Raw genomic sequence first — 26,036 nt, forward strand, 5'->3', positions numbered from 1 at the left:
CTAAGGAGTCACCGATGGCCACTCGCAAGTTCACCCAGCGCTCGCGCATTCGCGAAGGCCGTCCCAACCCACTCGGTGCCACCTGGGATGGGTTGGGCGTCAACTTCGCGCTGTATTCGCGCAATGCCACCCGGGTGGAGCTGTGCCTGTTCGACGAACGTGGCCGCGAACAGGAGCGCATTGCGCTCCCCGAATACACCGACGAGGTCTGGCACGGTTATCTGCCCGACGCACGGCCCGGCCAGTTGTATGGCTACCGCGTGCACGGGCCATATGCGCCCGATGCCGGGCACCGTTTCAACCACAATAAACTGCTGCTGGACCCGTACGCCAAGCAGATCGTTGGCGAACTCAAATGGGCGCCGCACCTGTTCGGCTACATCATCGGCCATCGCGACAAGGACCTGAGCTTCGACCGCCGCGACAGCGCCGCGTTCATGCCCAAATCCGCCGTGATCGACCCGGCCTTCACCTGGGGCCAGGACCGCCCGCCGCAGACGCCCTGGAACCGCACGGTGATCTACGAAGCGCACGTGCGCGGGCTGAGCATGCTGCATCCGGCGGTGCCACCGGAAGAGCGCGGCACCTTTTCGGCGCTGAAGACCGACGAATTGATCGACCACATCAGTTCGCTCGGCGTCACCGCCGTGGAATTGCTGCCGGTGCATGCGTTCGTGGACGATCAATATCTGCTGGAAAAAGGCCTGCGCAATTACTGGGGCTACAACACGCTGGGCTTTTTTGCCCCGCAGGCGCGTTACATGTCCACGCGCACGGTGGCCGAGTTCAAGCAGATGGTGGCGCGCCTGCACCACGCCGGCCTGGAAGTGCTGCTGGACGTGGTCTACAACCACACCGCCGAAGGCAACGAGCTCGGGCCCACGCTCTCGTTCAAGGGTATCGACAACGCCAGCTATTACCGCCTGGCCGACGATCGCCGCTTCTACATCAACGACACCGGCACCGGTAACACCTTCGACCTCACCAATGTCGGCGCGCTGCGCATGGTGATGGATTCGCTGCGTTACTGGGTGCAGGAAATGCACGTGGACGGCTTCCGTTTCGATCTGGCCAGCATCCTGGGCCGCGAACGCTATGGCTTCGATCCGTCCGGCAGTTTCCTGGATGCGGTGCGCCAGGATCCGGTGCTCAGCCAGACCAAGCTGATCGCCGAGCCGTGGGATATCGGCCCCGGCGGTTATCAGGTGGGCAATTTCCCGCCCGGCTGGGTGGAATGGAACGACAAGTTCCGCGACAACGTGCGCGCGTTCTGGCGCGGCGACAGCGGCCAGCTGGCCGAGTTGGCCACGCGCCTCACCGGCTCTGCGGACCTGTTCAATCACAGCGGCCGCCGCCCCACCGCATCGGTCAATTTCGTCACTGCGCATGACGGCTTCACCCTGCGTGATCTGGTCAGCTACGAAACCAAGCACAACCTCGCTAATGGCGAAGACGGCAGGGACGGCAGCGACCACAACATCTCTTCTAACTATGGCGTGGAAGGCGAGACCAACGACCCGGCGATCAAGCAGCTGCGTCGCCAGCAGATGCGCAACCTGCTCGCCACCTTGCTGTTGTCGCAGGGCACGCCGATGCTGCTGGCCGGCGATGAGTTCGGCCACAGCCAGAACGGCAACAACAACGCGTATTGCCAGGACAACGAGTTGACCTGGATCGACTGGACCGCTGCCACCAAGGCCGCCGCCGCCGACCAGGCCGCATTCGTGCGCCGGTTGATTCGTATTCGGCAGCGCTACCCGCTGTTGCATCGCGCGCGTTTCTTCGACGGCAAGTTCGACGAGGCGCTGGGCCTGAAGGATCTGACCTGGCTGGCGCCCAACGGCACCGAGATGGATGAAGCCGCCTGGCACGACCCGGAAGCGCGCGCGTTGATGCTGCGTCTGGATGGCCGCTCGCCGACCACCGGCCTGCGCGAGATTGCCGCCAACGTGACCTTGCTGATGCTGATCAATGCCGCCTCTACCGCGGTGTCGTTTACGCTGCCGGCCATGCATGACGAACATTGGCGCGTGCTGGTGGACACCGCGCGCCACGGCGGCCGTGTGGTGGCCGGTGGCAGCGAATGGAAGGCCCCGGCGCATTCGCTGACGCTATTGGCGGTGGAGCGCGATCGCATTGTCAGCAGTGCGCGGATCGTCTCCGAAGGAGCGCGCTGATGGCGAGGATGGCCTGATGGATGTCTTGTTGGCAGGGGCGACCGGCCTGGTCGGCAGGCACGTGCTGCAGCAATTGCTGGGCGATACGCGGTGCACCGGCGTAGTGGCGATGACGCGGCGGCCGCTGGCGCAGATCCATCCCAAGTTGCGCAATCAGGTGATCGACTTCGAGCGGCTCGAGCACTGGACGGCACCGCGCATGGAAGCGGCCATCTGTGCGTTGGGGAGCACGATGAAACAGGCCGGCTCGCGCGATGCGTTCTATCGTATCGACCACGATTACCCGCTCGCCATCGCGCGCGCCGCCTGCGCACAAGGTACCTCGGTGTTCGTGCTGAACTCGGCGGCCGGCGCCAACGCGCAGTCGCGCATTTTCTACAGCCGCGTCAAGGGCGAACTGGAGCGCGATCTGCGCCAGATTGGTTTCCCCTCGCTCACCTTCGTGCGCCCCGGCCTGATCGGCGGCGAACGCGAAGAGCGCCGCACCGGCGAGCACATCGGCAGCGTCGTCCTTGGCGCGCTCGGCCCGCTCCTGCCGCGCCGGTTCCGCATCAATCCGGCCGAACGGATTGCCGCGGCGATGGTGTCTGCTGCGCTGGCACCGGCACGGGGCGAGCACAGCATCGAGGCGGCGGAGTTGGCTGGCTAACGCGGTCTCGTCGCTTCGGCGTGGGAACATCGGATACGGGCGAAACGCCACCGTGTCGTCGAGCGTGCCTGCGCGCGAGGACGCGTTACCGATGCAGCTGGGTCGCGCGCAGGCACGCTCCTACGAGTCTGCGAGCAGCCGATCGGTATCTCCGTCAGCAGGGATGGTGCTTACACGCCCAACGACTGCCCGCCATCCACGGCCAACACTTGCCCGGTGATCCAGCTTGCCTGTGGCGATGCCAGAAACAACGCGGCATCGGCAACATGCTGCACCTGTCCGAAGCCACCGAACGGGATGCTGTCGCGGATGCGTGCGTAGAGCTCCGGCTCCGCGCGGCTGCGTTTGTCCCACAGACCATCTGGAAATTCGATCGAGCCAGGCGAGATCGCATTGACGCGGATGCGCTCGCGCGCCAACTCTGCAGCCAGGGTGGTGGTGTAGTAATTGAGCGCGGCCTTGGCGGTGGAATAGGCGATCGCGCGCGGGGTGGGGCGTTGCGCATTGATCGAACTGATGTTGAGGATCACCGCAGCCGCGCTGCTGCGCAAATACGGCAACGCGGCGCGGTTGCAGCGCACTGCGGCCATCAGGTCGACATCCAGGCCCGCCTGCCAGCTTGCATCGTCGTTGCCATGGCCAAAGCCGGAGGCGTTGTTGATGACCACGTCCAGGCCGTCCAGCGCCTGTGCTGCAGCGTGCACGTAGGCATCGATCTGCGTGGCGTCTGCCAGGTCGCAAGGCAGTGTATGCACCGGGGTGCCATGCGCTGCCAGTGCGTCTGCTGCGTGTGCAAGACCGGCGGCATTGCGTGCGCAGATCGAAACCTGCGCGCCATGACGCACGAAGCCTTCTGCGATCGCCAGGCCAATGCCACGGCTGCCGCCAGCGATCAGCACGCGTTGCGGACGAACTGCGGTGTTTGACATGGCGGCTGCTCGGTTTGGATGGCCGTATTATCCGATAGCCGCGCGCCACGGGGTCGCCACGCGTATCGCAAGTGCGGCACGGACGACGATCGCCCTGCATGTTTGCGCTGCACCGGACCATTGGCCTCAGCCGTTTGCATCGCCGCATTGCGCAGCGCCGCAGAAAACAGACATGCGCAACGCACGCGGCATCACCACGTACGGTGGCGACCGCTGTCATATCGCTGCCATGGACGATGGCGTTGCATGCCCCGCCTGCCTCATCACTGCCGGCGATCAGCTCATGCGTTTTTGCTTGCTCGGCGCTAACCAAACGTTTACACATCGGCGGCGCGCTGCGGGCACAACGTGCGGGTCATTCAGCGGGATTTGCACATGGAAACCCATATCACCGTGATCGGCGCCGGCTTCTGCGGCACCGCGCTGGTCCGTGCGCTGGCGCAGACGGCCGATGCGCAGGTACGCATCACCCTGGTCGGCGTGGCCGAGACCTTTGGCAGCGGGATCGCCTACGGCGCAGCGCGGCCAGAGCATCTGCTCAACGTGCGTGCCAAGGACCTGGGCATCGACGCACAGGCGCCCGGTGCCTTTGCCGATACGCTGCACCTGGGCGAGAGCGGGCGGCTGGAATTCCTGCCGCGGCTGGCGTACGGCGACTATCTGCGCAGCGAACTGGATGCAGCAGTGAGCAGTGCGCAGGCGTCGGTCATGCGGCTGTCGCAGGAAGCGGTGGCGGTGGAGCGCGTGCGCAAGGGGTTCCGCGTGTTTCTGGCCAATGGCGATGCCTTCCAGAGCGATCGCGTGGTGCTGGCGGTCGGCGCACTGCAACCGCAGGCGCTGGCGGGTATCGGCCCGCGCTTGAGCGTGCATCCGCGTTACATCGGGTGGCCGTGGCAGGGCAACGCATTGGCGCGGCTGTCGCCGGACGACGATGTGCTGATCGTCGGTACCGGGTTGACCATGGTGGACGTGGCGCTGACCTTGCACACACGAGGGCATCGCGGCCGCCTGCTGGCGATTTCGCGGCGCGGACTGGCACCGCAGGCGCATCTGCGCCAGCCCGGCGCGCCATTGGAATTGCCGCCGCATCTGCAGCGTGCGCTCAAGGACGCCGACCTGCGTGGCCTGCTGCGCGGAGTGCGTCAGCTCAGTGCGGTGGTCGACGATTGGCGTCGCGTGGTGGATGCGCTGCGCCCGCATCTGCAGCCGCTGTGGCAGCGCCTGGAACTTCCCCAGCGTGCACGCTTTTTGCGGCACCTGCGCCCGTACTGGGAAGTGGCGCGCCATCGCGTGGCGCCCGGTGCGGCCGAACAGCTGGCGCAACTGCAGGCATCGGGCCAGTTGCAGATTGTCTCTGCGCGCTTGCTGCGGGCGCGCTGGGTGCCAGATGGCGTGGAGGCGGTGATCCGCCCGCGTGGTGCTGCCGACGCGCAGACCGGTCATTACGATGCGGTAATTCGCGCTACCGGGCTGGATACCGACATCGATCGCACCAGCGATCCCTTGATCGCCGGCATGCGCGAAGCCGGTCTGTTGCGGGCCGATCCCTTGGGCCTGGGCGTGGACACCGATGCGCAGTTGCGCGTCCGCGACAGCGCCGGTCAGATCGTGCCGGGACTGTATTGCGTCGGGCCGCTCTTGCGGGGGCGTTACTGGGAAATCACCGCCGTGCCCGAGTTGCGCGTGGCCACGCGTGCATTGGCCGACCGCTTGTTGCTGGGCGCAACGCCGGCGTTACAGCCCACGCCCGAGCACGTGCCGCGCGAGGTCAATGCGCGGTTGTAAGTGCGGCAATTGACGAGATCTTTGACGATCTTGACCTGCGCATCGCGCCGCCCGCGCATGCGCAGTGATGGCCGGCCTCTGGATCTGTGCGCGGCGTCCGCCGGCGAGCGCACTCATGCCGCGCGATGCGTAGTGCCGCGCGCTCATGCAGGCCGAACTGGGTCATGTTGGCGGTCCTGGGCGCATGCAAGCCCAGGCCGTCGCATCCATTTCCCCGCCTGGAGTCCGCCATGCCACGTCTTGTTCCTGCCGCACTGTTCGCCACGCTGTGCGCGTGTGCGCTGCCTGCCCTGGCCACCGAATCGCTGAACAACCGCGCCGAAGTTCTCGCTGCCCTGGACGCCGGCTACGACGTCAGTGTGAGCACCGACCTTGCACGTTGCACGCCCGAAGAAGGCACGCCGGCCACGCAGACCCGCGGCGGCCGCCACATCGACGCCTATCGCATCACCGCCGACGGTACCGTGGCCTTTTCCGATGCGCATTTTACCGTGGCCAACGACGGCAAGCCGATCCAGCAATTCATGCGCTACCAGCTGCGCCCGGATGACACGCTGCGCTTCACCACCTACATGTACGACTTGCCGGGCCTGCAGCAACGCGGGCCGGTGCTGGCGTATCAATGCAAGATTAATGCAGGCGTGCGCTTCCATGCCGATTGAGCGCGGCTGACAAGCCGTTTGCTGACCCTGTCGGCCAGCTCTTGCGGTTGCGTGTAGCCGGCGACATCGGTAGCGGTGGCGTGCCACCTGCGCAGACGCCCATCAACGTCAGCGTGGCGTGTCATTCACTTAGTTGCTGTCGTGTCGTCTTGGTGACGGTTGCTGTCCACGGCGACAGCGATCGCAGCAGGACCCGCACCGCCGGCCTGCCAACCGCCGCCCAGCGCCTTGAAGGTCGCAACCGCGCTGCGCGCCGCGTCGGTACGCGCCTGCACTTGCGCGTCGGAGGCGCGTAGCAGGCTGTCGTCGGCGTTGAGCACTTCGATCAGGCTCACCGTGCCTTTTTCGTAGGCCAGCGCAGAGGCGCCGCGTGCCTTGCCGAGTGCATCCACGCCCTGCGTCAGCACCGCTGCCTGCTGCTCGCGTTTGATCAGTGCGGTGAATGCGTTTTCGACGTCTTCGGTGGCGCGCAATACCGCAAGGCGATAAGCCGCCAATTGTTCGGCTTGCTGGCCTTTGGCCTGTGCGATCTGTGCGTTGATGCGGCCGAAGTCGAACAGCCGCCAGCGCAGGCCGAGTACGCCGGACGACTGCGCGGCGTCGCCGGTAAACAGGTTCGCACCGGAGATGGCGGTGGCGCTGCCAAGCAGGCCGCTCAGCGAAAACTTGGGGTAGTACTCGGCCATCGCCACGCCGATACGCGCATTGGAGGCGGCCAGCCGACGCTCGGCCACGATCAGGTCGGGCCGGCGCCGTAGCAGGTCGCCGGGGGTGCCGCTGCCGGCGATCTGGGGGGCTGGCGGAATGGGTTTGGTCGCCGACAGCTCGGCACGGTGCGTGCCGGGCGGCACGCCAAGCATCACGTCCAGCGCGTTCATTGCCGCAACCAGGCCGGCTTCCAGAGGCGGCACGCCGGCCTGCGCCTGCGCGAGTGCGCCCTGGGCCTGCTGCAACTGCAGTTCGGCGGCAAGGCCTTTGCCGTGGAGCAGCGTCACCATCGAAACCAGCCCTTGCTGGGTGGCGACCTGGCGCTGCGCCACGTCCAGCCGCGCCTGGAGGCCGCGGATGCTGATGTAGATATCGGCGGTCTGTGCGGCCACCGCCAGACGGGTGGCCGCGGCGCCGGCTTCGGTGGCCTGGTAGTCGGCCAAGGCCGCCTGGCGGCCGCGGCGCAGGCCCCCGAACAGATCCAGCTCCCAGCTGGCGCCCAGGTTGGCTTCGTATACGCTGGCATGGCGGTCGAAGCTGGGCGTGCTGCTGAGCACCTGGCCCAATGGGGTTTCCAGCGATTGGTAGGCACGCGTGGCGCTGCCGCTGATGTTGCCGGCCGGCAGTAGCGCCGCGGTGGCGGCACTCAGCCCGGCGCGCGCCTGGGCCACGCGTGCGCCGGCCTGGGCCAGGTCCAGGTTTTGCGCCAGCGCCGCATTGATGTAGCGGCTCAGGTCGGGATCGTTGAAGCCGTCCCACCAGGTCGACAGGTCGGCTGGCACTGCGGCCTGGCGCTGCGCGATATCCGCCTGGCCGATGTAGCGGTCCGGCAGCGGCACCTCCGGCCGGGCGTAGTCGGGACCAACCGCGCAACCTGTGACGAGGCTGGCGGCAACGAACACTGCGAGGGTGCGGAGTGACGACATGGGCGGGGCCGGAATGACGAGTGGTAAGTGACTATAATACGAAATAGTCACTTTTGTAAGTCGGCAGCGACGGCGCTAAGCTGTCGCGATGAGCAAAGCATCCAACTATCCCGTGTCGGGCCGCGGCCCGGCCGACCATGATGTCCGCGACCAGATCGTGGTGGCCGCCACCGAGCATTTCAGCCGCTACGGCTACGAAAAGACGGCCGTGTCCGACCTGGCAAGGGAGATCGGTTTTTCCAAGGCCTACATCTACAAGTTCTTCGAATCCAAGCAGGCCATCGGCGAGATGATCTGCTCGCATTGCCTGGGGGAGATCGAGGCCGAGGTGCTGGCTGCGGTGTCTGCCGCGGCGTCGCCGCCAGAGAAATTGCGTAGCCTTTTCAAGGCGATTATCGAGGCGAGCCTGCGGCTGTACTCGCGCGAGCGCAAGTTGTACGAGATCGCCACGTCGGCCGCGACCGAGCGCTGGCCGCCCGTCATTGCGTACGAGGGCCACATCCAGGCACTGCTGCAGGACATTCTGGTGCAAGGGCGCCAGAACGGTGACTTCGAGCGCAAGACGCCGCTGGACGAACTGACCCAGGCCACCTATCTGGTGATGCGCCCCTACATCAATCCGGTGCTGCTGCAGCACAGCCTGGATCATGCCGGCGACGTGCCGCTGCTGTTGTCCAGCCTGGTATTGCGAAGCCTGTCGCCGTAAAAAGATGTTTGTGACTATTGACTGATTTAGTCACAAGTCTCAGGATGCGAGCCTTCATCCGATCGCTCCGGGATTGCCATGCGTCGCCGCCGCCTTGTCGCCTTTACCTTCCTCTGTGTCTTGCCGCTGGCGCTGAGCGCCTGCGGCGGCAAGGCGCAGCCCGATCCACGGACCGCCGCGCCGCGGGTGCGGGTTGCCACGGCTGGCGATGCCAGCGCTGCGGTGCGCACCTTCTCCGGCACGGTAGCGGCGCGCGTGCAGAGCGACCTGGGGTTCCGGGTGGCCGGCAAGGTGTCCGAGCGGCTGGTCGATGCCGGGCAGAGCGTCAAGCGCGGGCAACCGCTGATGCGTATCGACCCGGTGGATCTGCAACTGGCTGCGCGTGCGCAGCAGGACACGGTGGCCGCCGCGCGCGCCCGGGCGCAGCAGACCGCCGAAGATGAAGCCCGGTACCGCGACCTGCGCGGTACCGGCGCCATCTCGGCTTCGGCCTACGACCAGATCAAGGCCGCCGCCGATGCGGCCAGGGCGCAGCTGAGCGCCGCCCAGGCCCAGGCTGACGTGGCGCGCAACGCCAATCGCTACACCGACCTGGTGGCCGACGCCGACGGCGTGGTGATGGAAACGCTGGTCGAGCCGGGCCAGGTGGTTGCGGCCGGGCAGCCGGTGGTGCGGCTGGCGCACGGCCCGCGCGAAGCGGTGATCCAGCTGCCGGAAACCCTGCGCCCGCAGGTCGGCTCGGTGGCCCAAGCCACGCTGTTCGGCAACGCCGCCGTCACCGTGCCGGCCACCTTGCGCCAGCTGTCCGAGAGCGCCGACCGGCTCACCCGCACCTTCGAGGCACGCTACGTGCTGGACGGCGCGCTCGCACAGGCACCGCTCGGCACCACGGTCAGCGTGCGCGTCCCCGGCGGCACCGCTTCCGGGAACCAGGCCGGCCTGCAGGTACCGCTGGCCGCGCTGTTCGACGCCGGCAAGGGGCCGGGCGTGTGGGTGATTGCCGGCAACCCGACCAGGGTGAGCTGGCGGCCGGTGACGGTGTTGGGCCTGGACGATGACCACGCCAACGTGGCCGGCAAGCTGGCACGCGGCGAGCGCATCGTGGCGTTGGGGGCGCATCTGTTGCGCGAAGGCGAGCAGGTACGCATTGCCGGCGAAGGCGTGGCCGGTAGCAGCGCGGCCACCGCTGGCAGCACCGCCAAGGCGGCAGGAGCGCAGCCGTGAGCGAGGGCCGGTTCAATCTCTCGGCGCTTGCCGTGCGCGAGCGCTCCATCACGCTGTTTCTGATCTTCCTGATCTCGCTGGCCGGCCTGGTGGCGTTTCTCAAGCTCGGTCGTGCCGAGGACCCGGCATTCACCATCAAGGTGATGACGATCGTGACCGCCTGGCCCGGTGCCACGCCGCAGGAAATGCAGGACCAGGTGGCCGAGAAACTCGAAAAGCGCATGCAGGAATTGCGCTGGTACGACCGTACCGAAACCTACACGCGTCCGGGTCTTGCGTTTACGACGCTGACCTTGATGGACAGTACTCCGCCTGGGGAGGTGCAGGAGCAGTTCTATCAGGCGCGCAAGAAGGCCGGCGATGAAGTGGCCAACTTGCCGGCCGGCGTGATCGGGCCGCTGATCAACGACGAATATGCCGACGTCACCTTTGCGCTGTTCGCGCTCAAGGCAAAGGGCGAGCCGCAGCGCTTGCTGGCACGCGATGCCGAGACCCTGCGCCAGCGCATCCTGCACGTGCCGGGCGTCAAGAAGGTCAACATCATCGGCGAGCAACCCGAGCGCATCTTTGTCGAGTTCTCGCATGAGCGTCTGGCCACGCTGGGGGTCAGTCCGCAGGACGTGTTTGCCGCACTCAACGCGCAAAACGCGTTGAATGCGGCCGGCTCGGTGGAAACGCGCGGGCCACAGGTGTTCATTCGCCTGGATGGTGCGCTCGACAGCCTGCAGAAGATCCGCGACACCCCGTTGGTCGTGCAGGGCCGCACGCTGAAATTGTCCGATATCGCCACCGTTAAACGCGGCTACGAAGATCCGTCCACCTTCATGATCCGCAGCGGCGGCGAACCGGCATTGTTGCTGGGCATCATCATGCGCGATGGCTGGAATGGCCTGGATCTGGGCAAATCGCTCGACGCCGAAGTGGGGGCGATCAATGCCGAACTGCCGCTGGGCATGCGTCTGAGCAAGGTCACCGACCAGGCCGTCAACATCGATGCGTCGGTCGGCGAGTTCATGACCAAGTTTTTCGTCGCGTTGCTGGTGGTGATGCTGGTGTGCTTCGTCAGCATGGGCTGGCGCGTGGGCATCGTGGTGGCGGCAGCCGTGCCGCTGACGCTGGCAGCAGTGTTCGTGGTGATGCTGGCGACTGGCAAGAATTTCGACCGAATCACGCTGGGCTCGCTGATCCTGGCGCTGGGCTTGCTGGTCGACGATGCCATCATCGCCATCGAGATGATGGTGGTGAAGATGGAAGAAGGCTATAGCCGCGTTGCCGCCTCGGCGTATGCCTGGAGCCACACCGCCGCACCGATGTTGTCCGGCACCCTGGTCACCGCGGTGGGCTTCATGCCGAACGGATTTGCTGCTTCCACTGCCGGCGAATACACCAGCAACATGTTCTGGATCGTGGGCATTGCGTTGATCGTGTCGTGGGTGGTGGCGGTCGTGTTCACGCCGTATCTGGGCGTGAAGATGCTTCCCGACCTGAAGAAGGTCGAAGGCGGCCACGCAGCCATCTACAACACGCCGCGCTACAACCGCTTCCGCCAGGCGCTGGGTCGCGTCATTGCCCGCAAGTGGCTGGTCGCAGGGTCCGTGGTGGGGCTGTTCGTGCTGGCGGTCGTGGGCATGGGCATGGTCAAGAAGCAATTCTTCCCGATCTCCGACCGGCCCGAAGTGCTGGTGGAAGTGCAGCTGCCGTACGGCACCTCGATCAACCAGACCAGCACGGCTGCCGCCAAGGTGGAAGCCTGGCTGTCCAAGCAGAAGGAAGCAAAGATCGTGACCGCCTACATCGGCCAGGGCGCGCCGCGCTTTTTCCTGGCGATGGGTCCGGAACTGCCGGACCCCTCGTTCGCAAAGATCGTGGTGCGTACCGACGACCAGCACGAGCGCGATGCGCTGAAGCTGCGCTTGCGTGAGGCGATCGCGCAAGGCCTGGCACCGGAAGCGCGCGTGCGCGTGACGCAATTGACCTTCGGCCCGTATTCGAAGTTTCCGGTCGCCTACCGGGTGAGCGGCCCGGACCCGACGGTGCTGCGCGGCATCGCTGCGCAGGTCATGCAGGTGATGCAGGACAGCCCGATGCTGCGCACCGTCAATACCGACTGGGGCGTGCGCACACCGACCCTGCATTTCAGCCTGGACCAGGATCGCCTGCAGGCGGTGGGGCTGACCTCGGCCGCGGTCGCCCAGCAGTTGCAGTTCCTGCTCAGCGGCGTGCCGATCACGCTGGTGCGCGAGGATATCCGCAGCGTGCAGGTGGTGGCGCGGTCGGCCGGCGATACCCGTCTGGATCCGGCACGCATCGCCGACTTCACCCTGGCCGGCGGCAACGGCCAACGCGTCCCGCTGTCGCAGGTAGGTAAGGTGGATGTGCGGATGGAAGAGCCGGTGATGCGGCGCCGCGATCGCGTGCCGACCATCACGGTGGGCGGCGATGTCGACGACACGCTGCAGCCGCCGGATGTCTCGGCTGCGATCACCAGGCAGCTGCAGCCGATCATCGACAAACTGCCCAGCGGATCTCAGATCAAGGAGGCCGGCTCCATCGAGGAGTCCGGCAAGGCCACCGCCGCGATGCTGCCGCTGTTCCCCATCATGCTGGCGGCCACGTTGCTCATCATCATCCTGCAGGTGCGCTCGATCTCGGCGATGGTGATGGTGTTTCTGACCAGCCCGCTCGGCCTGATCGGCGTGGTGCCGACCTTGATCCTGTTCCAGCAGCCGTTCGGCATCAATGCGCTGGTGGGATTGATTGCGCTGTCGGGCATCCTGATGCGCAACACGCTGATCCTGATCGGACAGATCCATCACAACGAAGCCGAGGGTCTGGATCCGTTCCATGCGTTGGTGGAAGCCACCGTGCAGCGTGCGCGTCCGGTGATTCTGACGGCACTGGCGGCGATCCTGGCATTCATTCCACTCACCCATTCCGTGTTCTGGGGCACCTTGGCCTACACGCTGATCGGCGGCACGTTGGCCGGCACCGTGTTGACCCTGGTGTTCCTGCCGGCGATGTATTCGATCTGGTTCAAGATCCGGCCCGATCCCGGCAAAGGGAATAACGCACCGGACATTGCCCGGCCTGCATGAAGCACTTCTGCGACGGTGGCCACGGTGCCGTCGCAGCGCAATGTCGTGCGCCATCGTCACCACCTTCCGAACGCATGCCCTGCAGGCCGCACGCGTATCGCCGATGTCTTTCTCTTGATTGAAGGAACCGCAATGCAACAGCAGACCGTTGTGCTGATCACGGGCGTGTCGTCCGGCATTGGCCGTGCCGCCGCAGAACACTTCGCCCGAGCCGGCTGCATCGTTTACGGCAGCGTGCGTCACCTGGCCGGTGCCACACCGTTGACGGCCGTGGAGCTGGTGGAAATGGATATCCGCGATGCCGCATCGGTGCAGCGTGCGGTCGATGGCATCGTCGCCCGCGCGGGCCGCATCGATGTGCTGGTCAACAACGCAGGCACCAATCTTGTCGGTGCCATTGAAGAAACCAGCGTCGACGAAGCGGCCGCATTATTCGACATCAACCTACTCGGCATCCTGCGCACCGTGCAGGCCGTGCTGCCGCACATGCGTGCACGCGGCCAGGGCCGCATCGTCAATGTCAGCTCGGTGCTGGGGTTCCTGCCGGCGCCGTACATGGGCGTGTATGCTGCCTCCAAACATGCGGTGGAAGGGCTGTCGGAAACGCTGGATCACGAGCTGCGTCAATTCGGCATTCGCGTGACGCTGGTGGAGCCTGCGTATACGAAGACCAGCCTGGGCAGCAATTCGCCGGTGGTGCAGGCCACCATTGCCGATTACGACCGCGAGCGTGGCGTGGTGGCGCGGGCAGTCACGCACAGCATCGACACCGCGCCGGAACCGCATGGCGTGGCCGCCACCGTGGTGGAGGCGGCGCTGGGCAGGTGGCGCATGCGCCGCACACCCGCCGGGCAGGCATCGCTGCTGAGCAAGCTGCGCCGGTTCCTGCCCGCCAGCGCGGTGGACGGCAGCCTGCGCAAGCAGCTCGGGCTGCGGTGAGGTGCGTCAGGGCGTCGATACGGCCGTGAACGCAGGGGTGGGCCGTACGGCGTGATTGCGTCAGTCCAGGCGCGCATGCCGCCATTTGGCGGTTCTGCAGCGCCACTTGATGCTGGATTCACCGAGGATGCCGCCTTGGCCTCACAATAGGCGGCCAGTCCCCACCACCGATGTCGCCATGCGCAAGACCTACCAGCTCAACCTCGAAGGCAAGAACCGCGATCGTCTGCTGGAATCCAGCAAGCACGATATCCGCAAGTACATCCGCCGCGAGCGCCGCAAGGAGCTGCCGGCCGGCGCGGACTACTGGGACTTCGAGATGCGCTTCGGTGTGGATGAAGCCAGTGCCGTGGCACTGCCGCCGGCCGAGCTGATCCGCTCGATCAACGCACTCGTCGCCGACGGTGGCGAGCAGTTCTTCGTCGAAATCCTGCGCAAGCCGGGCAAGCGCACGCCGCGCGCGCAGAGCGATCATGCGTTCGGTGATGGCGAACTGGATTTCGAGCAGGACTGAGGTTTGATCGTCGTCCCGTCGGCGGCGCACCGCTACGGGACGAGCAGTTGCTGGCGGATTGTCGACCGCATCGCATGGACGAGCCAGGCCTCGCGCGTTGCGGATGGCAACTGGCAGGGGTGCAGGAGGCCTGCGGTGCCTTGACGCTGGCGAGCGCCCTTGTTGGCGGAGCGACGGGGACGCTGCCATCGGCCAACCCTGCTGGTGCTTGGTAGCGGACACTTACCGCTCGGACGCAGCGGTTCGAGCGGGCCGTGGCTGGCCGACGCTGTTGCGCCAGCGCGTTTTGCTGGGCGGTTGCGGCTTAGGCATGCTGAGCGCGTTCGGCTGCCGAGGCGCGCGGTTGCCAGGCCAGCCCGCGCTGCAGTGCGGCGGTGTGGGCGCAGTCATCACGCGCCGGTGCTAGGACTGCTCGCGACGATGCGTTCGCTACTCTCAGCCCGGCTTGCCAGCCTGCGCCTGCGCCGCGGCACGTAATTTGTCCTTCTTGCTCGGCCGCTTGCCCTTGATGCCGCCGTTGTCATCCGCTGCACGCACCGCTGCGCCGGGCGCATGGTCGGGGGCAGGCGCCTGGACCGGAGTTGGCTCGAACCCTTCGATCACGCTGGTCGGCACGCGCAGGCCCTGGCGTTTTTCGATCAGCCGCCACTGCTGGGCGCTGTCTGCCGTGACGAAGCTGATCGCCACGCCGCTGGCACCGGCGCGTGCGGTGCGGCCGATGCGGTGGGTGTAGTCGACAGTGGAGCGGGGCAGGTCGTAATTAAGCACGGCCGGCAAGGCGTCGATGTCGATGCCGCGCCCGGCCAGGTCGGTGGCCACCAGCACCTGCACGTCCGCCTGTTTGAAGGCGCGCAGCGTGCGTTCGCGGCGGCCCTGGCTCAATTCGCCGTGCAGCGGCAAGGCGGCGATGCCGGTCTTGCTCAGTTTCTCGGCAACCTTGTCGGCGCTGTGGCGGCTGGCGACGAAGACCAGCAGTTGCGGCCATCCGTATTCCAGCAGCAGGTGACGCAGCAGCTGCGTACGTTGGCCGGCATCCACTGCGATGGCGCGTTGCGCGATCGCCGGTGCCTGTTCGGGCGTGGCGTCGAGGGTGATGCGCAACGGATCGCGCAGGCGACGCTTGGCCAGCGACGCGATGGCGGCTGGGAAGGTGGCCGAGACCAGCACGCTTTGCCGCTGCGCCGGCAGCAAGGCCAGGATGCGATCGAGCTCGGCGCCAAAGCCCAGGTCGAGCAGGCGATCGGCTTCGTCCAGCACCAGCGTGCTTACCTGCGAGAGGCCCAGCGCATTGTGCGTCACCAGGTCCAGCAGCCGCCCCGGGGTGGCGATGACGATGTCGGCGCCACCGCGCAAGGCCATCAGCTGCGGATTGATGGCTTCACCGCCGGTGGCGGCGACGATCTTCAGCCGTCGCGGCAAGGCGGCGGCCAGCGACAGCAGGGTCTGCGCGACCTGCGCGACCAGCTCACGCGTCGGTACCAGGATCAGCCCGCCCAGCACGCGCGGCGCCTGTTCCGGCGCCTGCAGGCGCTGCTACAGCAGCGGCAAGGCATATGCCAGGGTCTTGCCCGAGCCGGTCTGCGCGGTGGCGATCAGGTCGCGTGCGGCCAGCATCGGCGGAATCATCGCGACCTGGATCGGTGTGAGCGTGCGCACACCGGCCCTGGCGAGCGCGGACTCGAATACGGGCTGTAGCTGTAGCGACAGCAAATCTGCTTTCAGTGACATCGCGCGATTATCCGCGCATTGTCGACGGCGTGCATGCCGAAACGAAGTGCAGGTGCGCTGGCCGCGCATGGCGCTCCATGGCGCCGCCAAGCGGCAGTGGCAACAACCGGTGTGTCGACCCGAGGTCTGCTGCGTCCAATGCGACTTCGCCTTGGCCGTGGCCCGGTCTCCCGGGGTGGGTCAGGCTATGGGGAGCGTGCGCCTGTGACCCGGGTGTTTCCCACGGAAAGCGCCAGAAGTGGCGAAAAATCTGAAGATCCACGCGCGACTCTCCGGAACGAGGCGACATCGCGCACTCTCAGGACTCAATGTTCAGACCTTCCCTAGCGCAGCGTTGCTCAAGCGGTCCGAATTGATGAAGACCTTCCGGAGATGCACACGGACGATGCAATGCTTCGCCTATGGGGAATACGTTCTAACTGCGCGCGTTGTTTGACTGGCGATGAATGCTAGGTAGAAATTCTTGTTTCTAAAAGTGGTGGTATCACGCTATGGAAGCAAAGATTGCCGACGGCAGGGTCCACTTCATGCGCAGAGGGGACTTCCTGCGCGCAGAGGCAAATGCGCCAGTGCAGAGTTGTGGGCGACGGCAAGGTGCTACTGCCAGCCGGCGCCGAAACGCGTTGTTGCAGAAGCGACAAAGCAGGCACACAACGCGCTTTCCAGTTACAAGGGATGTAGCGAGGCCGCTTTATCCGTTCAAGGTGTGGTCGCCATCGCGACTTGTCAGCGTGGCTGTGGGCAGCCTGCCGGCTTGCCAATGGCATGTATGCGCCGAGTGGCACACTCTTTTGCGGTGGTCGCCATTTGCAAAGAGTGCAATACCACCTTTGCTTAAGTTGATGCACTCATCGGTAAATTTCGCTTCTCGCACCAAATATTCCTGGTGCAAAAGAAAAGAATCTAAACATGGAGGAATATTGACGTTGCGGCGTCACACTGAGGTGAAAATTGTATTTCTTATTGGCGCTGCAATAAGCCTTAATCGTGGAGATTTTTTTACATGACAAGTCCGATTCGTGGCGCATCAAGCAGTAGCTATAACTAGTCCCATGAAAGCAATCCAGAAAGCTCGCCACCGCAGCAGGGACAACCTTCGAATCCACCTCCGTCTGCTCAGTTCAGCGGTCTGCAGCACTTGAGTAGTCGCCATCGTCGGCCTGGAGAGCTCTTAAATGTCAGATTCTCGACAGAGGAGCCCACTGTTCACGATTTGCCTCGCGAGGATCGAAAGCCTGGTATTGTGCTGAGTGATGACACTGCACTTAGTTACAGCGCAGGCCAGCTCTACGCTACGTATCCGCGAGGTCTTCCCAGCGATGTCAAGAGGTCTACTAAGAGAGATCCAAAACTATATGCTGCATACAAAGACTTATTAAAAAATAATGGTTATAAAGGTTAGAAATTAAAGATAAACCTGTCTTAGCCGGGCCGACAAATTGTCGGCCCGGTCGCATACGCGTTCCAATATTGCAGCGCGGTCTGAGTTATAAGGCGTTTGGCTAAGGAGCCTCTGAACAAGGCGCCACAGATACACGAAATTGCCCGCCTCATGTTGATGAGTGATCCATGCAACTGATGTTCGGTGACACCGAGAGCCTGGGCAAGCGCAAGCAGACCCGGCACGAGATCTTCCTGGCCGAGATGGAGCAGGTCGTTGCGTGGCAGAAACTGCTCGGGCTGATCGCGCCGCACTATCCGGCGTCGGGGCGGCCAGGGCGGCAGCCCTACGCACTGGCGACGATATTGCGGATCATCTGCTGCAGCAGGGGTATGCGTTGAGCGATCCGGCGAGGGAAGAAGCGCTGCACGAGATTCCGACCTTGCGGCGATTTGCCCAGCTCGGTGGGTTGGACGACATTCTCGACGAGACCACGATTCTCAACTTTCGACGCTTGCTGGAGGCCCATGGTGTTGCTGGAAGCGGTCAACGCGCCTCTGACGCGCAAGGGCCAGAGTCTACGTCCCGGGACGATCGTCGATGCGACGCGGATCGCTGCGCCCGGTTCGACCAAAAGCGCCGATCACGCGCGCGACCCTGAGATGCATCACGCCGAGAGGGCAAGCAGTGGTATCGGGATGAAGGCGCACATCGGCGTGAATGAGTGTTCCGGGCCGGTGCAGCATGTGCATCGGACAGCGGCCAATGTTGCCGCTGTCACGGTGACGCACATCGTGCTACATGGCAAAAAAGACAGTGCTCAGTTGGCCAACGCCAGATCGTCCAGCAAGGCGCGCAGGAAGCGCGCCGCTTCACCGCCGGTGGCGGCGCGGTGATCGAAGGTCAGCGACAGCGGCATCACCTTGTGCGTTTCCACTCCGCCCATCACCGGGGTGAGTTGGTAGCGCGCGCGGCCGGCGGCCACGATCGCCACGCAGGGCGGCACCACCACCGGCGTGGCGTAGCGGCCGGCAAACATGCCGAAGTTGGACAGCGAGATGGTGTAGCCGCTCAGTTCGGACGCGGCGATGCTGCGGCTTTCCACCTGCTGGCGCAACCGGTTGACGCCTTCGCGAATGCCATGCGCATCCAGCATGTCGGCGTTGCGCAACGCCGGCACGAACAAGCCTTCTTCGGTATCCACGGCAATGCCGATGTCGACTTGGTGGTGCAGGGTGCGGCTGAGTGCGTCGCCGTCGAACCAGGCATTGAGTGCGGGCACCGCCTGGCAGGCGCGCACGATGCCGCGCACCAGACGCACGGTGACATCGTTACCGGGCTGCCAGGCGTGCAGATCGGCATCGTCGTTGAGCGTGGTCGGCACCACCTTGGTGTGTGCATCGGCCATCACACGTGCCATGTTGCGGCGCACGCCCTTGAGTTGCTCGGGTTGGCCCTTGGCGCTGATGCCGGGCGACTGGGTGCGCATCGGCTTGCCGCTGGCCGACAGCGTGGAGCGGGCGTTGCCCTCGTCCGCCCTGCGGGCACTTTCTCCCGCAGGCGGAAGAAGGGTTGCTGTTGCGGGTCGATCCCTGCCGTCGGCAGCTCTCCCACCGTCACCGATCGGACCACCTCTCCCGCTGGCAGGAGAGGTCGGCGCGCCATGCGCGCCGGGTGAGGGCTGCGCGGTACCGGCGGCCGCTGCCTGCTTTACGTCTGCCAGCGTGACCGTGCCGTCCGGGCCGGTAGCGCGCACCTGTGCCAGGTCCACACGCAGCTTGCGCGCCAGCGCGCGCACCACCGGCATGGCGCGCACGCCGCCGACGGTAATGGCCTGCTCGCTCTGCACGGCGTTGGAGCTCTGCATCGCGCCGACCACGGTGCCGGCATCGTCGCGATCGCTGCTGCCATCGCCAGCATCGGCATCGGCAATTTCGCCGCCGTTATCGGAGGCCACCACGCGTGTGGTGTGCCCAGCCGCACTGTCGCCGGTGCTGGGCGTGGGTGCGTGCGTCGGCGCCGGTCCATGCGAATGGCCGGTGTCCTGGCCGTCGGCGCGTTGCGGCTGCGAGGCATCCAGCGCGAACTGCGCCAGCACCGAGCCGGTCACGATCACATCGCCGGCGGCGCCGGCGAGCTTGACCACGGTCCCGGAAAACGGCGAGGGCACCTCGACCACCGCCTTGGCGGTTTCCATCGACACCAGCGGGTCGTCCAGGCGCACGGTGTCGCCCTCCTTGACGAACCATTCCACGATGGTGGCGTCGGGCAGGCCTTCGCCCAGGTCGGGCAGGTGGAAATTCTTGTTGTCGCTCATGGCAGGTTCTCTTGCGCGGCCGGCAGCTGCGGCGTGGTGTCGTCGAGGAGTTCAAGGTCGGCGGCCGGCAGCCAGCCCTGCGTGCCGTCGGCACGTTCGGACCACCACCAGCCACCGTGTTCGTGATGCAGCAACACGTCCTCGCCTGTCTGGGCATCGAGTTCGCGTGCGTCGTAATCGCGCAGGGCTTCGGCCCGGCCGTCCCCCAGCGGGCGCAACCAGGCCAGCGGCGCCCAACCGGCGCGTCCGCTATCGGTCGTGACCCAGGCAAACGCCGGCCATTCTTCGTCGCGCACGCCCACGCCGACCTGCTGGCCTGCCTGGAAGCGGACCGGGTTGGCGTAGGCGGCGCGATGGTCGCAAAGCAGACGGGCGCGCATATCAGCCGGCAGCCACCGCGCGACGTGCCGCGGCGACGATGCGCTCCACGCTCGGCAGGAACTTCATTTCCAGCCGGAACAGCGGGATATGCGTGTCGTAACCGGTGACGCGTTCCACTGGCGCCACCAGGTCGTACATCGACTGTTCGGCCAGGCGCGCGGCGATTTCCGCACCGAAACCGGCGGTGCGCGGGGCTTCCTGCACGATGACGCAGCGGCCGGTCTTGGCCACCGATTCGGCGATGGTGTCGAAGTCCAGCGGGCGTAGCGTGGCCACGTCGATGACTTCGGCGCTGATGCCTTCGCCAGCGAGTTTGTCGGCCGCTTCCAGCGCCTCTTTCACCTGCGCGCCCCAGGTCACCAGGGTGACATCGGTGCCGTCGCGCAGCACGAAGCACACATCCAGCGGCAGCGCTTGCCCATCGTTGGCCACTACTTCCTTGTACTGGCGATAGATGCGCTTGGGCTCCATGTAGATGACCGGATCCGGGTCGCGGATGGCGGCCAGCAGCAGGCCGTAGGCGCGCTGCGGCGAGGACGGCAGCACCACGCGCAGGCCCGGCACGTTGGTGAAGATGGCTTCGTTGGCTTCGCTGTGATGTTCCGGCGCGCGGATGCCACCGCCCCACGGCACGCGCAGCACCATCGGGCAATGCAGGCGGCCACGGGTGCGGTTGCGCAGGCGGGCGGCGTGGCAGATCAGATGGTCGACCATCGGATACACGAAGCCGTCGAACTGCGCTTCGGCGACGGGCTTCATGCCTTGCGCAGCCAGCCCGACGCTCAGCCCGGCGATGGTGGTTTCGTCCAGCGGCGTGTCCAGCACGCGGTCGCTGCCGAAGCGTTGCTGCAGGCCGGCGGTGGCACGAAACACGCCACCGTTGACGCCGACATCCTCGCCCAGCACCAGTACCGCGGGGTCGTGTTCCAGCTCCCAGGCTAGCGCCTGGGTGATGGCTTCGATCAGGGTGATGGGCGAACTCATGGCGATCTCTCCGCGCGTTGCCGCAGCGTTGTAGGGGGCACTGGCGTGCTGCGAGGTGTCGGCAGGCACATGGGTGAGCTCATCCATGGCGCGACTCCAGCGCCATCACCTCGGCGCGCTGTGCCAGCAACTCGGCCGGCGGGTCGCCGTAGAGGTAATCGAACATCGCTTCGACCGGCTGCACCGGCGTGTTGAGATAGGCGTTGACCTCTTCGTCCACGCGCGCGCTGCATTCGGCCTTCCAGGCGTCTTCCTGGGCGGCGTCCCACAGGCCTTGCGCGGTGAGGTAGCGGCGCAGGCGCAGCAGCGGTTCGCGCGCCCAGCCCTGCTTGACCTCTTCTTCGCCGCGATAGCGCCGCGCGTCGTCGGCGGTGGTGTGGTCGGACAGGCGATAGGTCAAAAACTCGATCACCGTGCCGCCATCGCCGGCCAGTGCGCGCACGCGTGCCTGACGCATGGCTTCGAGCACGGCAACCAGATCGTTGCCGTCCACCTGCAGGCACTGCAGGCCGCCGGCCAGGCCCTTCTGCGCAAGCGTCTGCGCGCCGGTCTGCGCCGAGCGCGGCACCGAGATCGCCCAGCCGTTATTGATCACGCACAGGATCAGCGGCAGCTTGTAGGCGCCGGCCGAATTGAGTGCGGCATAGAAGTCGGTCTTGGAGCTGCCACCGTCGCCGCAGCAGGCCACCGCAACCTGCTGTTTGCCCTGCAGCTTGAACGACAGCGCCGAACCGGCCGCGTGCAGGCACTGGGTGGAAATGGGCACGCAGATCGGGAAGTCGATCGCCGCATCGGCATCGCGCGGATAGTCGCTGCCGCGCTCGTCGCCGCCCCAGTACAGCAGCACATCGCGCGGGCGCACGCCGCGTTCGAACATGGTGCCGTATTCGCGGTAGCTGGGCGCGAACACATCGCCGCTGCGCATCGAAGCGCCGATGCCCACATGCGTGGCCTCGTGGCCGATGCAGGCCGCGTAGGTGCCCAGCTTGCCGGTGCGCTGCAAGGCCACCGACTTGGTGTCGAAGGTGCGCACGAACAACATGCGCTTGAACAGGGCGAGCAGTTGTTGCGGGTTGGCAGCGTCGGCCGGAATGTCGTCGCGGACCCATTGGCCGTCCGCGTCCATGTATTGCAGATAGTCGATCTGGAACTGCGCGGCTACGCTCATTGCGACGACACCTTCATCAAGAAGTTTCAAATGATATGAGTTGCCATGTTAAGGACGGCGAAGCAAAACGCTGTCCTGCACCGCAGCAGACAATCATGCTGGCTTGCACAAAAAAAAGGGCGCGGACCAGGCCGCGCCCTTTGTCGCAGTAGAGAACTGCGACGTGTTGCACTGCGATTAGCGGCGCCCATCACCTCCGCCGATCGGCGTCACGATCAGCGCAGTGTTGTCGGCTGGGTTGGCATCGGGCGAACGCGAGGTGGCCGTGGCCTGCACCCGCACCGCGCCGTCGGCCGGGATGGGCCTGGCAGCGACGGTCAACTGGAAAGTTGCCTGCGCGCCGGGCAGTACCACCGCGGCGGTGCTGCAGACGAAGCGGGCCCGACGCAGCGATTGGGTCTGCTTGTCGCAACGCCAGCCTTGCGGCGGTACCAATTGCGACAACGCCGACACCGTGTTGCCTTCGATCACCAGGCCGGAGCCTTGCGCCGGTGCGGCGCCGACATTGCTCACCAGCACGCGGTAGGTGGCGCTGAAGGCGGTGGTCGGCAGGCTGCTTGGGCCGTCGAAACGTACCGCCAGGTCGCTGCGGGGTTGCGCCTGTACCGTCACGCTGGCCGCATCGGTGTCGTTGCCCGACTGCGGATCGGGGGTTTGCGAAGCCGCCGATGCAGCCAGGGTCAACGTCCGTCCGGCCAACGCCGCACCCGCCTCCACCTGCACCGAGAAGTTCTGCGCGTTACCGGCTGCCAACGCTGCAATGGTGCAGGTGACCACCGTCTGGGTGCCGGTCTGCGGCGGTTGGCACACCCAGCCAGGTGCGGCGGTGACGCGTGGGCTCACTGCGGCATCGAACGCGAAGGCAACCGCAGCGAACGCCGCACTGTCGGGGCCGCGGTTTTCGACGTCCACACTGAAGTCGATGCGCTCGCCTTCGGTGACCTGATCGCGCGCAGCAGTGACCGCCACGCCCAGGTCCGCATTGACCTGTTTGGTCATGCGCAACAGCACCACGGTGGGATCGTGATCGGACAGCCGCGTCGGTGTATTGGCATCGTTACGCGCGGTACCGGGGAAGTCGGCATTGATGCGCGCGTGGCCCACCGACAGCGAGGCGATCTGCGGCGCGCGCATCAGCGCATCGTTGGCCAGGATGTGATCCAGCGACTGCACGTTGCCGTCGAAGGCGTACGAGTAGCTCTGGTCGGGCGTGTTGAACCAGGTCAGGTCGGTGTAATCCGGGTTGACCAGATCGGTGCCATCGCCGCCCACCACGGTCTGCGCATCCGGCGCCGGTTTGCCGGTGACGGTGCCCATCGCATCCACATAGCCGTCGTTGAATTCGAAGGCGTTGAAGTCGCCCATGACCAGCACTTTTTCGTCGGGATTCAGTTGCTGACGCGTTTGCAGCAGGCGCGCCAGATACTCGGCCTGCGCCTGACGTTTGGCGCGGATGCGCATGCCGGCGGCATCGTCGGTTTCGGCGCCGTTGAGCGAACGCTGATGCACCACGATGGCGGTCAGCGGCAGCACGCGGCCGTCGGCCTGGTGCACGTTGGCGGTGAGCACCAGCGGCGGGCGGTCGTTGAGCAGGCTCACGCCGCCACCCGGCTCGGTCCAGGTGGTGGTCTTGCCTTCCTGAGCGATCGAGAGAACTTCCACGCGCGCCACGCCGCCAGCGATCTGTGCGGTCTTGACCAGGAAACCGACGTCGATGCCGCCCACGTCGTTGCCTTCCTGCAGGTACGCCACGTACTTGGGATCCTGCTGGCCGGCGGCCACCGCATCGGCGTTGACGCGTGCGGCCAGCGTCTGCAGCACGCTGAGGTTTTCCACTTCCACCGTGCCCAGGATGTCGGGCGTGTGCAGGTAGTTGCGGATCGCCAGCGAGGCCTTGTTGAGGCGGGCCTGGAAGGCGGCCGGCGTGAGCACCGGTTCGCCGATCGCCGGGTCGTTCTGGTCGTCGAAGAAGCGCTCCATGTTGTAGGTCGCCACGGCCACGTCGTCGGCCTGCGGTACCGGTGCCGGGCGCGGTTGGTCGGCACCGTTGCAGCTCACCTGCGGGGTGCGTTCCGGATACAGCGTGTAGCGGCGGAAGCTGTAATCCAGCGGGCCGACCACATCGAGCACCTGGCAGCCGGAGGCCAGATCCAGCCGCTCGGCGCCGACGCCGGCACTGCCGACCGCGATCACTTCGGGATTGGTATTCCAGCGCGGCACGCCGGCAGGCGAGCCGGCCGGCAGCGGGTCGGGCAACTGCACGCCCGGCTCGCGGTAGGCGCGCGGCACGCCGGTGACCACGGCATGGAAGACGCCATTGCTGGTCGCCGTGGCGTTGGTCTCGTTGACGCTGCCGCCGGTGGGGGTATTGACGGTGAGGCTGGCGGCGGCCACACGCATGCCTTCCAGCGCTTCGAGCTGATCGAAGGCACCGTTGGGGTTGGGGAAGTTCGCGCTCAACGCCACCGGCATCGGCAACGGGTTGCCGGTGGAATCGGCCAGCACGGTCAGGCTGCCGCCGATCTCGGTGAGCGGTGGCTGGGTGGGGTCGGCGGTGGGCACGTATTCGATCACCGTGCCCTGCACGCGCACCCGGTTGCCGATGGCGGCCGCCTCCGGCGGTGCGCTGCCGGTGTAGACGTACACGCCTTCGGAGGTGGACGGGTCGGCGTCGGCTTCGCTATCGGGTGCCTGCAGGAAGAACCCGGCGCTGCGGCGTGCGGTGACGATGCCCGAGGTGGCCACCACCTGGCCCTCCAGCGGCGAGCGCGCACCCTTGCCCTGGATGGCGTGGATCGGCAGCAGGCTGAAGTCGTCGTTGAGGATGGTGCCGGTGGCGCTCAGCGTGGCCGGCAGCGCGCCGGTGAGGCCGCTGATCTGCAGCCGGAAGCTTTCATCCGGCTCCGGCGTGGTGTCGCCCAGGACATCGACGGAAATGGTGGCGCTGCGTTCGCCAGCGGCGATGCGCAGGGTGGTGGCGGGCAGGGCGACATAGTCGCTGCCGGCAGTGGCGGTGCCATCGACGGTGGCGGCGGTGAAGCTCACCCCGCCCGCACCGGCCGGCTGGCTCAGGCTCAGGGTGAACACCAAGCTGCGGGTGCCGGCATTGCCTTCGGCCTGGCTGACATCGGCCAGCGTGGCGACCGGCTGGCCGCCGCCGCTGCACAGGCGCGCGGGGCTGGCGGCATTGCGCGGGGCAGGCGCGCCGGTGGCGAAGTCGGCGGCGTTGTTGTCGGTATCGGTGCAACCGTCGTTGCCGCGCAGCACCGCCAGCGTGTTGCTGGGGGCCGGCGTGGGCGCATTGCCTTCGGCGCAGCTGGCCGTGCTGCCATAGCCGACCAGATCGGCATTGCCGGTGGGGCAGGTGCCGCTCAACGCGGAGGCGCTATTGCTCAGCGCCACCTTGCCGGCGGTGCCGCTCATGGCCAGCGTGCCGATGGCATCGGGCGTGGGCAGCGCCACGCTGCCGCCGCTGCCGTCGGCCTGCTTGATCAGGTAATAGCTGCCGGCCGGGACAGTGCCCGCCAACGGGGTGACCTGCCAGCTGCTGCCGGCGGCCGAGGCGTACTGCACCGACCAGCCATCCAGGCTGACCGGGGCACTGCCGATGTTGTGCAGCTCGATGAAATCGCTGCGGAGCGTGGCGCCGCTATTGCCGCCACCGCCGTAGACCTGGCTGATGACGACCTGGGCATTGGCGTGGCCGGCCACGGCCAGCGCACACAAAAATACGGCTGCACGACGCTGCAACACATGCATGAGA

Annotated in this window: 16 protein-coding genes and 2 pseudogenes; 10 read left to right on the forward strand and 8 right to left on the reverse strand. The window is 66.1% G+C overall.

Translation table 11 applies throughout. The annotated features are described in order from the left end of the window. Nucleotides 1-14: 14 nt before the first annotated feature. Together glgX and ACCQ15_RS02205 are read left to right on the forward strand one after the other, a co-directional pair. Entirely contained in the window at nt 15-2,177 is a 2,163-nt protein-coding gene (glgX, locus tag ACCQ15_RS02200) for a glycogen debranching protein GlgX (RefSeq protein WP_008575501.1), read from the forward strand. Nucleotides 2,178-2,193: 16 nt separating this feature from the next. Further along, nucleotides 2,194-2,826: an NAD(P)H-binding protein gene (locus ACCQ15_RS02205; protein WP_029818445.1), complete on the forward strand. Its 633-nt coding sequence runs from the start codon at nt 2,194-2,196 to the stop codon at nt 2,824-2,826. A gap of 170 nt (nt 2,827-2,996) precedes the next feature. On the opposite strand, the gene ACCQ15_RS02210 is transcribed toward ACCQ15_RS02205, so the two are convergent. Continuing rightward, nucleotides 2,997-3,755, reverse strand: a complete 759-nt coding sequence (locus ACCQ15_RS02210; RefSeq protein WP_209261066.1) for an SDR family NAD(P)-dependent oxidoreductase — start codon at nt 3,753-3,755, stop codon at nt 2,997-2,999. Between the two features lie 375 nt (nt 3,756-4,130). On the opposite strand from ACCQ15_RS02210, the gene ACCQ15_RS02215 reads away from it, so the two are divergent. Both ACCQ15_RS02215 and ACCQ15_RS02220 read left to right on the forward strand, forming a co-directional pair. Continuing rightward, complete coding sequence (locus ACCQ15_RS02215) at nt 4,131-5,540, forward strand: FAD/NAD(P)-binding protein (protein WP_372381160.1); 1,410 nt, start codon at nt 4,131-4,133, stop codon at nt 5,538-5,540. A gap of 230 nt (nt 5,541-5,770) precedes the next feature. Beyond that, nucleotides 5,771-6,202, forward strand: a complete 432-nt coding sequence (locus tag ACCQ15_RS02220) for a VirK family protein (protein ID WP_003486419.1) — start codon at nt 5,771-5,773, stop codon at nt 6,200-6,202. 125 nt (nt 6,203-6,327) lie between these two features. On the opposite strand, the gene ACCQ15_RS02225 is transcribed toward ACCQ15_RS02220, so the two are convergent. Then, complete coding sequence (locus ACCQ15_RS02225) at nt 6,328-7,836, reverse strand: efflux transporter outer membrane subunit (protein ID WP_372381161.1); 1,509 nt, start codon at nt 7,834-7,836, stop codon at nt 6,328-6,330. A gap of 88 nt (nt 7,837-7,924) precedes the next feature. On the opposite strand from ACCQ15_RS02225, the gene ACCQ15_RS02230 reads away from it, so the two are divergent. The 5 genes from ACCQ15_RS02230 to ACCQ15_RS02250 all read left to right on the forward strand — a co-directional run bounded on the left by ACCQ15_RS02230 (nt 7,925) and on the right by ACCQ15_RS02250 (nt 14,314). Then, a complete protein-coding gene (locus ACCQ15_RS02230; protein WP_008575513.1) occupies nt 7,925-8,542 on the forward strand; it encodes a TetR/AcrR family transcriptional regulator in 618 nt (205 codons plus the stop codon). Between the two features lie 78 nt (nt 8,543-8,620). Then, nucleotides 8,621-9,766 (forward strand): efflux RND transporter periplasmic adaptor subunit, encoded by a 1,146-nt coding sequence (locus ACCQ15_RS02235; RefSeq protein ID WP_372381162.1) that lies wholly within the window; start codon nt 8,621-8,623, stop codon nt 9,764-9,766. Next, the gene (locus ACCQ15_RS02240) at nt 9,763-12,861 is read left to right on the forward strand and encodes an efflux RND transporter permease subunit (protein ID WP_372381163.1); all 3,099 of its coding nucleotides are present in this window, start codon (nt 9,763-9,765) and stop codon (nt 12,859-12,861) included. Before ACCQ15_RS02235 ends, ACCQ15_RS02240 begins: the two co-directional genes overlap by 4 nt. A 15-nt stretch (nt 12,862-12,876) precedes the next feature. After that, the gene (locus tag ACCQ15_RS02245) at nt 12,877-13,800 is read left to right on the forward strand and encodes an oxidoreductase (RefSeq protein ID WP_372381164.1); all 924 of its coding nucleotides are present in this window, start codon (nt 12,877-12,879) and stop codon (nt 13,798-13,800) included. Nucleotides 13,801-13,978: 178 nt separating this feature from the next. Continuing rightward, nucleotides 13,979-14,314: a DUF6172 family protein gene (locus ACCQ15_RS02250; RefSeq protein WP_008575519.1), complete on the forward strand. Its 336-nt coding sequence runs from the start codon at nt 13,979-13,981 to the stop codon at nt 14,312-14,314. Between the two features lie 435 nt (nt 14,315-14,749). On the opposite strand, the pseudogene ACCQ15_RS02255 reads toward ACCQ15_RS02250, so the two are convergent. Then, nucleotides 14,750-16,042: pseudogene (locus ACCQ15_RS02255) on the reverse strand (DEAD/DEAH box helicase). 1,569 nt (nt 16,043-17,611) lie between these two features. On the opposite strand from ACCQ15_RS02255, the pseudogene ACCQ15_RS02260 reads away from it, so the two are divergent. After that, nucleotides 17,612-18,241, forward strand: a pseudogene (locus ACCQ15_RS02260) (IS5 family transposase); the annotation flags it as partial. A gap of 2 nt (nt 18,242-18,243) precedes the next feature. On the opposite strand, the gene ACCQ15_RS02265 reads toward ACCQ15_RS02260, so the two are convergent. The 5 genes from ACCQ15_RS02265 to ACCQ15_RS02285 all read right to left on the reverse strand — a co-directional run bounded on the left by ACCQ15_RS02265 (nt 18,244) and on the right by ACCQ15_RS02285 (nt 26,032). Further along, nucleotides 18,244-19,740 carry a dihydrolipoamide acetyltransferase family protein gene (locus ACCQ15_RS02265; RefSeq protein WP_372381165.1) on the reverse strand — a complete coding sequence of 499 codons (1,497 nt, stop codon included), beginning with the start codon at nt 19,738-19,740 and terminating at the stop codon, nt 18,244-18,246. Beyond that, nucleotides 19,737-20,120 (reverse strand): SH3 domain-containing protein, encoded by a 384-nt coding sequence (locus ACCQ15_RS02270; RefSeq protein ID WP_008575527.1) that lies wholly within the window; start codon nt 20,118-20,120, stop codon nt 19,737-19,739. Before ACCQ15_RS02270 ends, ACCQ15_RS02265 begins: the two co-directional genes overlap by 4 nt. A 1-nt stretch (nt 20,121) precedes the next feature. After that, complete coding sequence (locus ACCQ15_RS02275; protein ID WP_011346140.1) at nt 20,122-21,192, reverse strand: alpha-ketoacid dehydrogenase subunit beta; 1,071 nt, start codon at nt 21,190-21,192, stop codon at nt 20,122-20,124. Then, entirely contained in the window at nt 21,185-22,273 is a 1,089-nt protein-coding gene (pdhA, locus tag ACCQ15_RS02280) for a pyruvate dehydrogenase (acetyl-transferring) E1 component subunit alpha (RefSeq protein ID WP_372381166.1), read from the reverse strand. Before pdhA ends, ACCQ15_RS02275 begins: the two co-directional genes overlap by 8 nt. A 177-nt stretch (nt 22,274-22,450) precedes the next feature. Further along, nucleotides 22,451-26,032, reverse strand: coding sequence for a lamin tail domain-containing protein (locus ACCQ15_RS02285; protein WP_372381167.1), 3,582 nt, complete (start codon nt 26,030-26,032; stop codon nt 22,451-22,453). Nucleotides 26,033-26,036 lie beyond the last annotated feature (4 nt).

It is taken from the genome of Xanthomonas sp. NCPPB 1754 (assembly GCF_041475725.2).
Taxonomy (GTDB): domain Bacteria; phylum Pseudomonadota; class Gammaproteobacteria; order Xanthomonadales; family Xanthomonadaceae; genus Xanthomonas; species Xanthomonas euvesicatoria.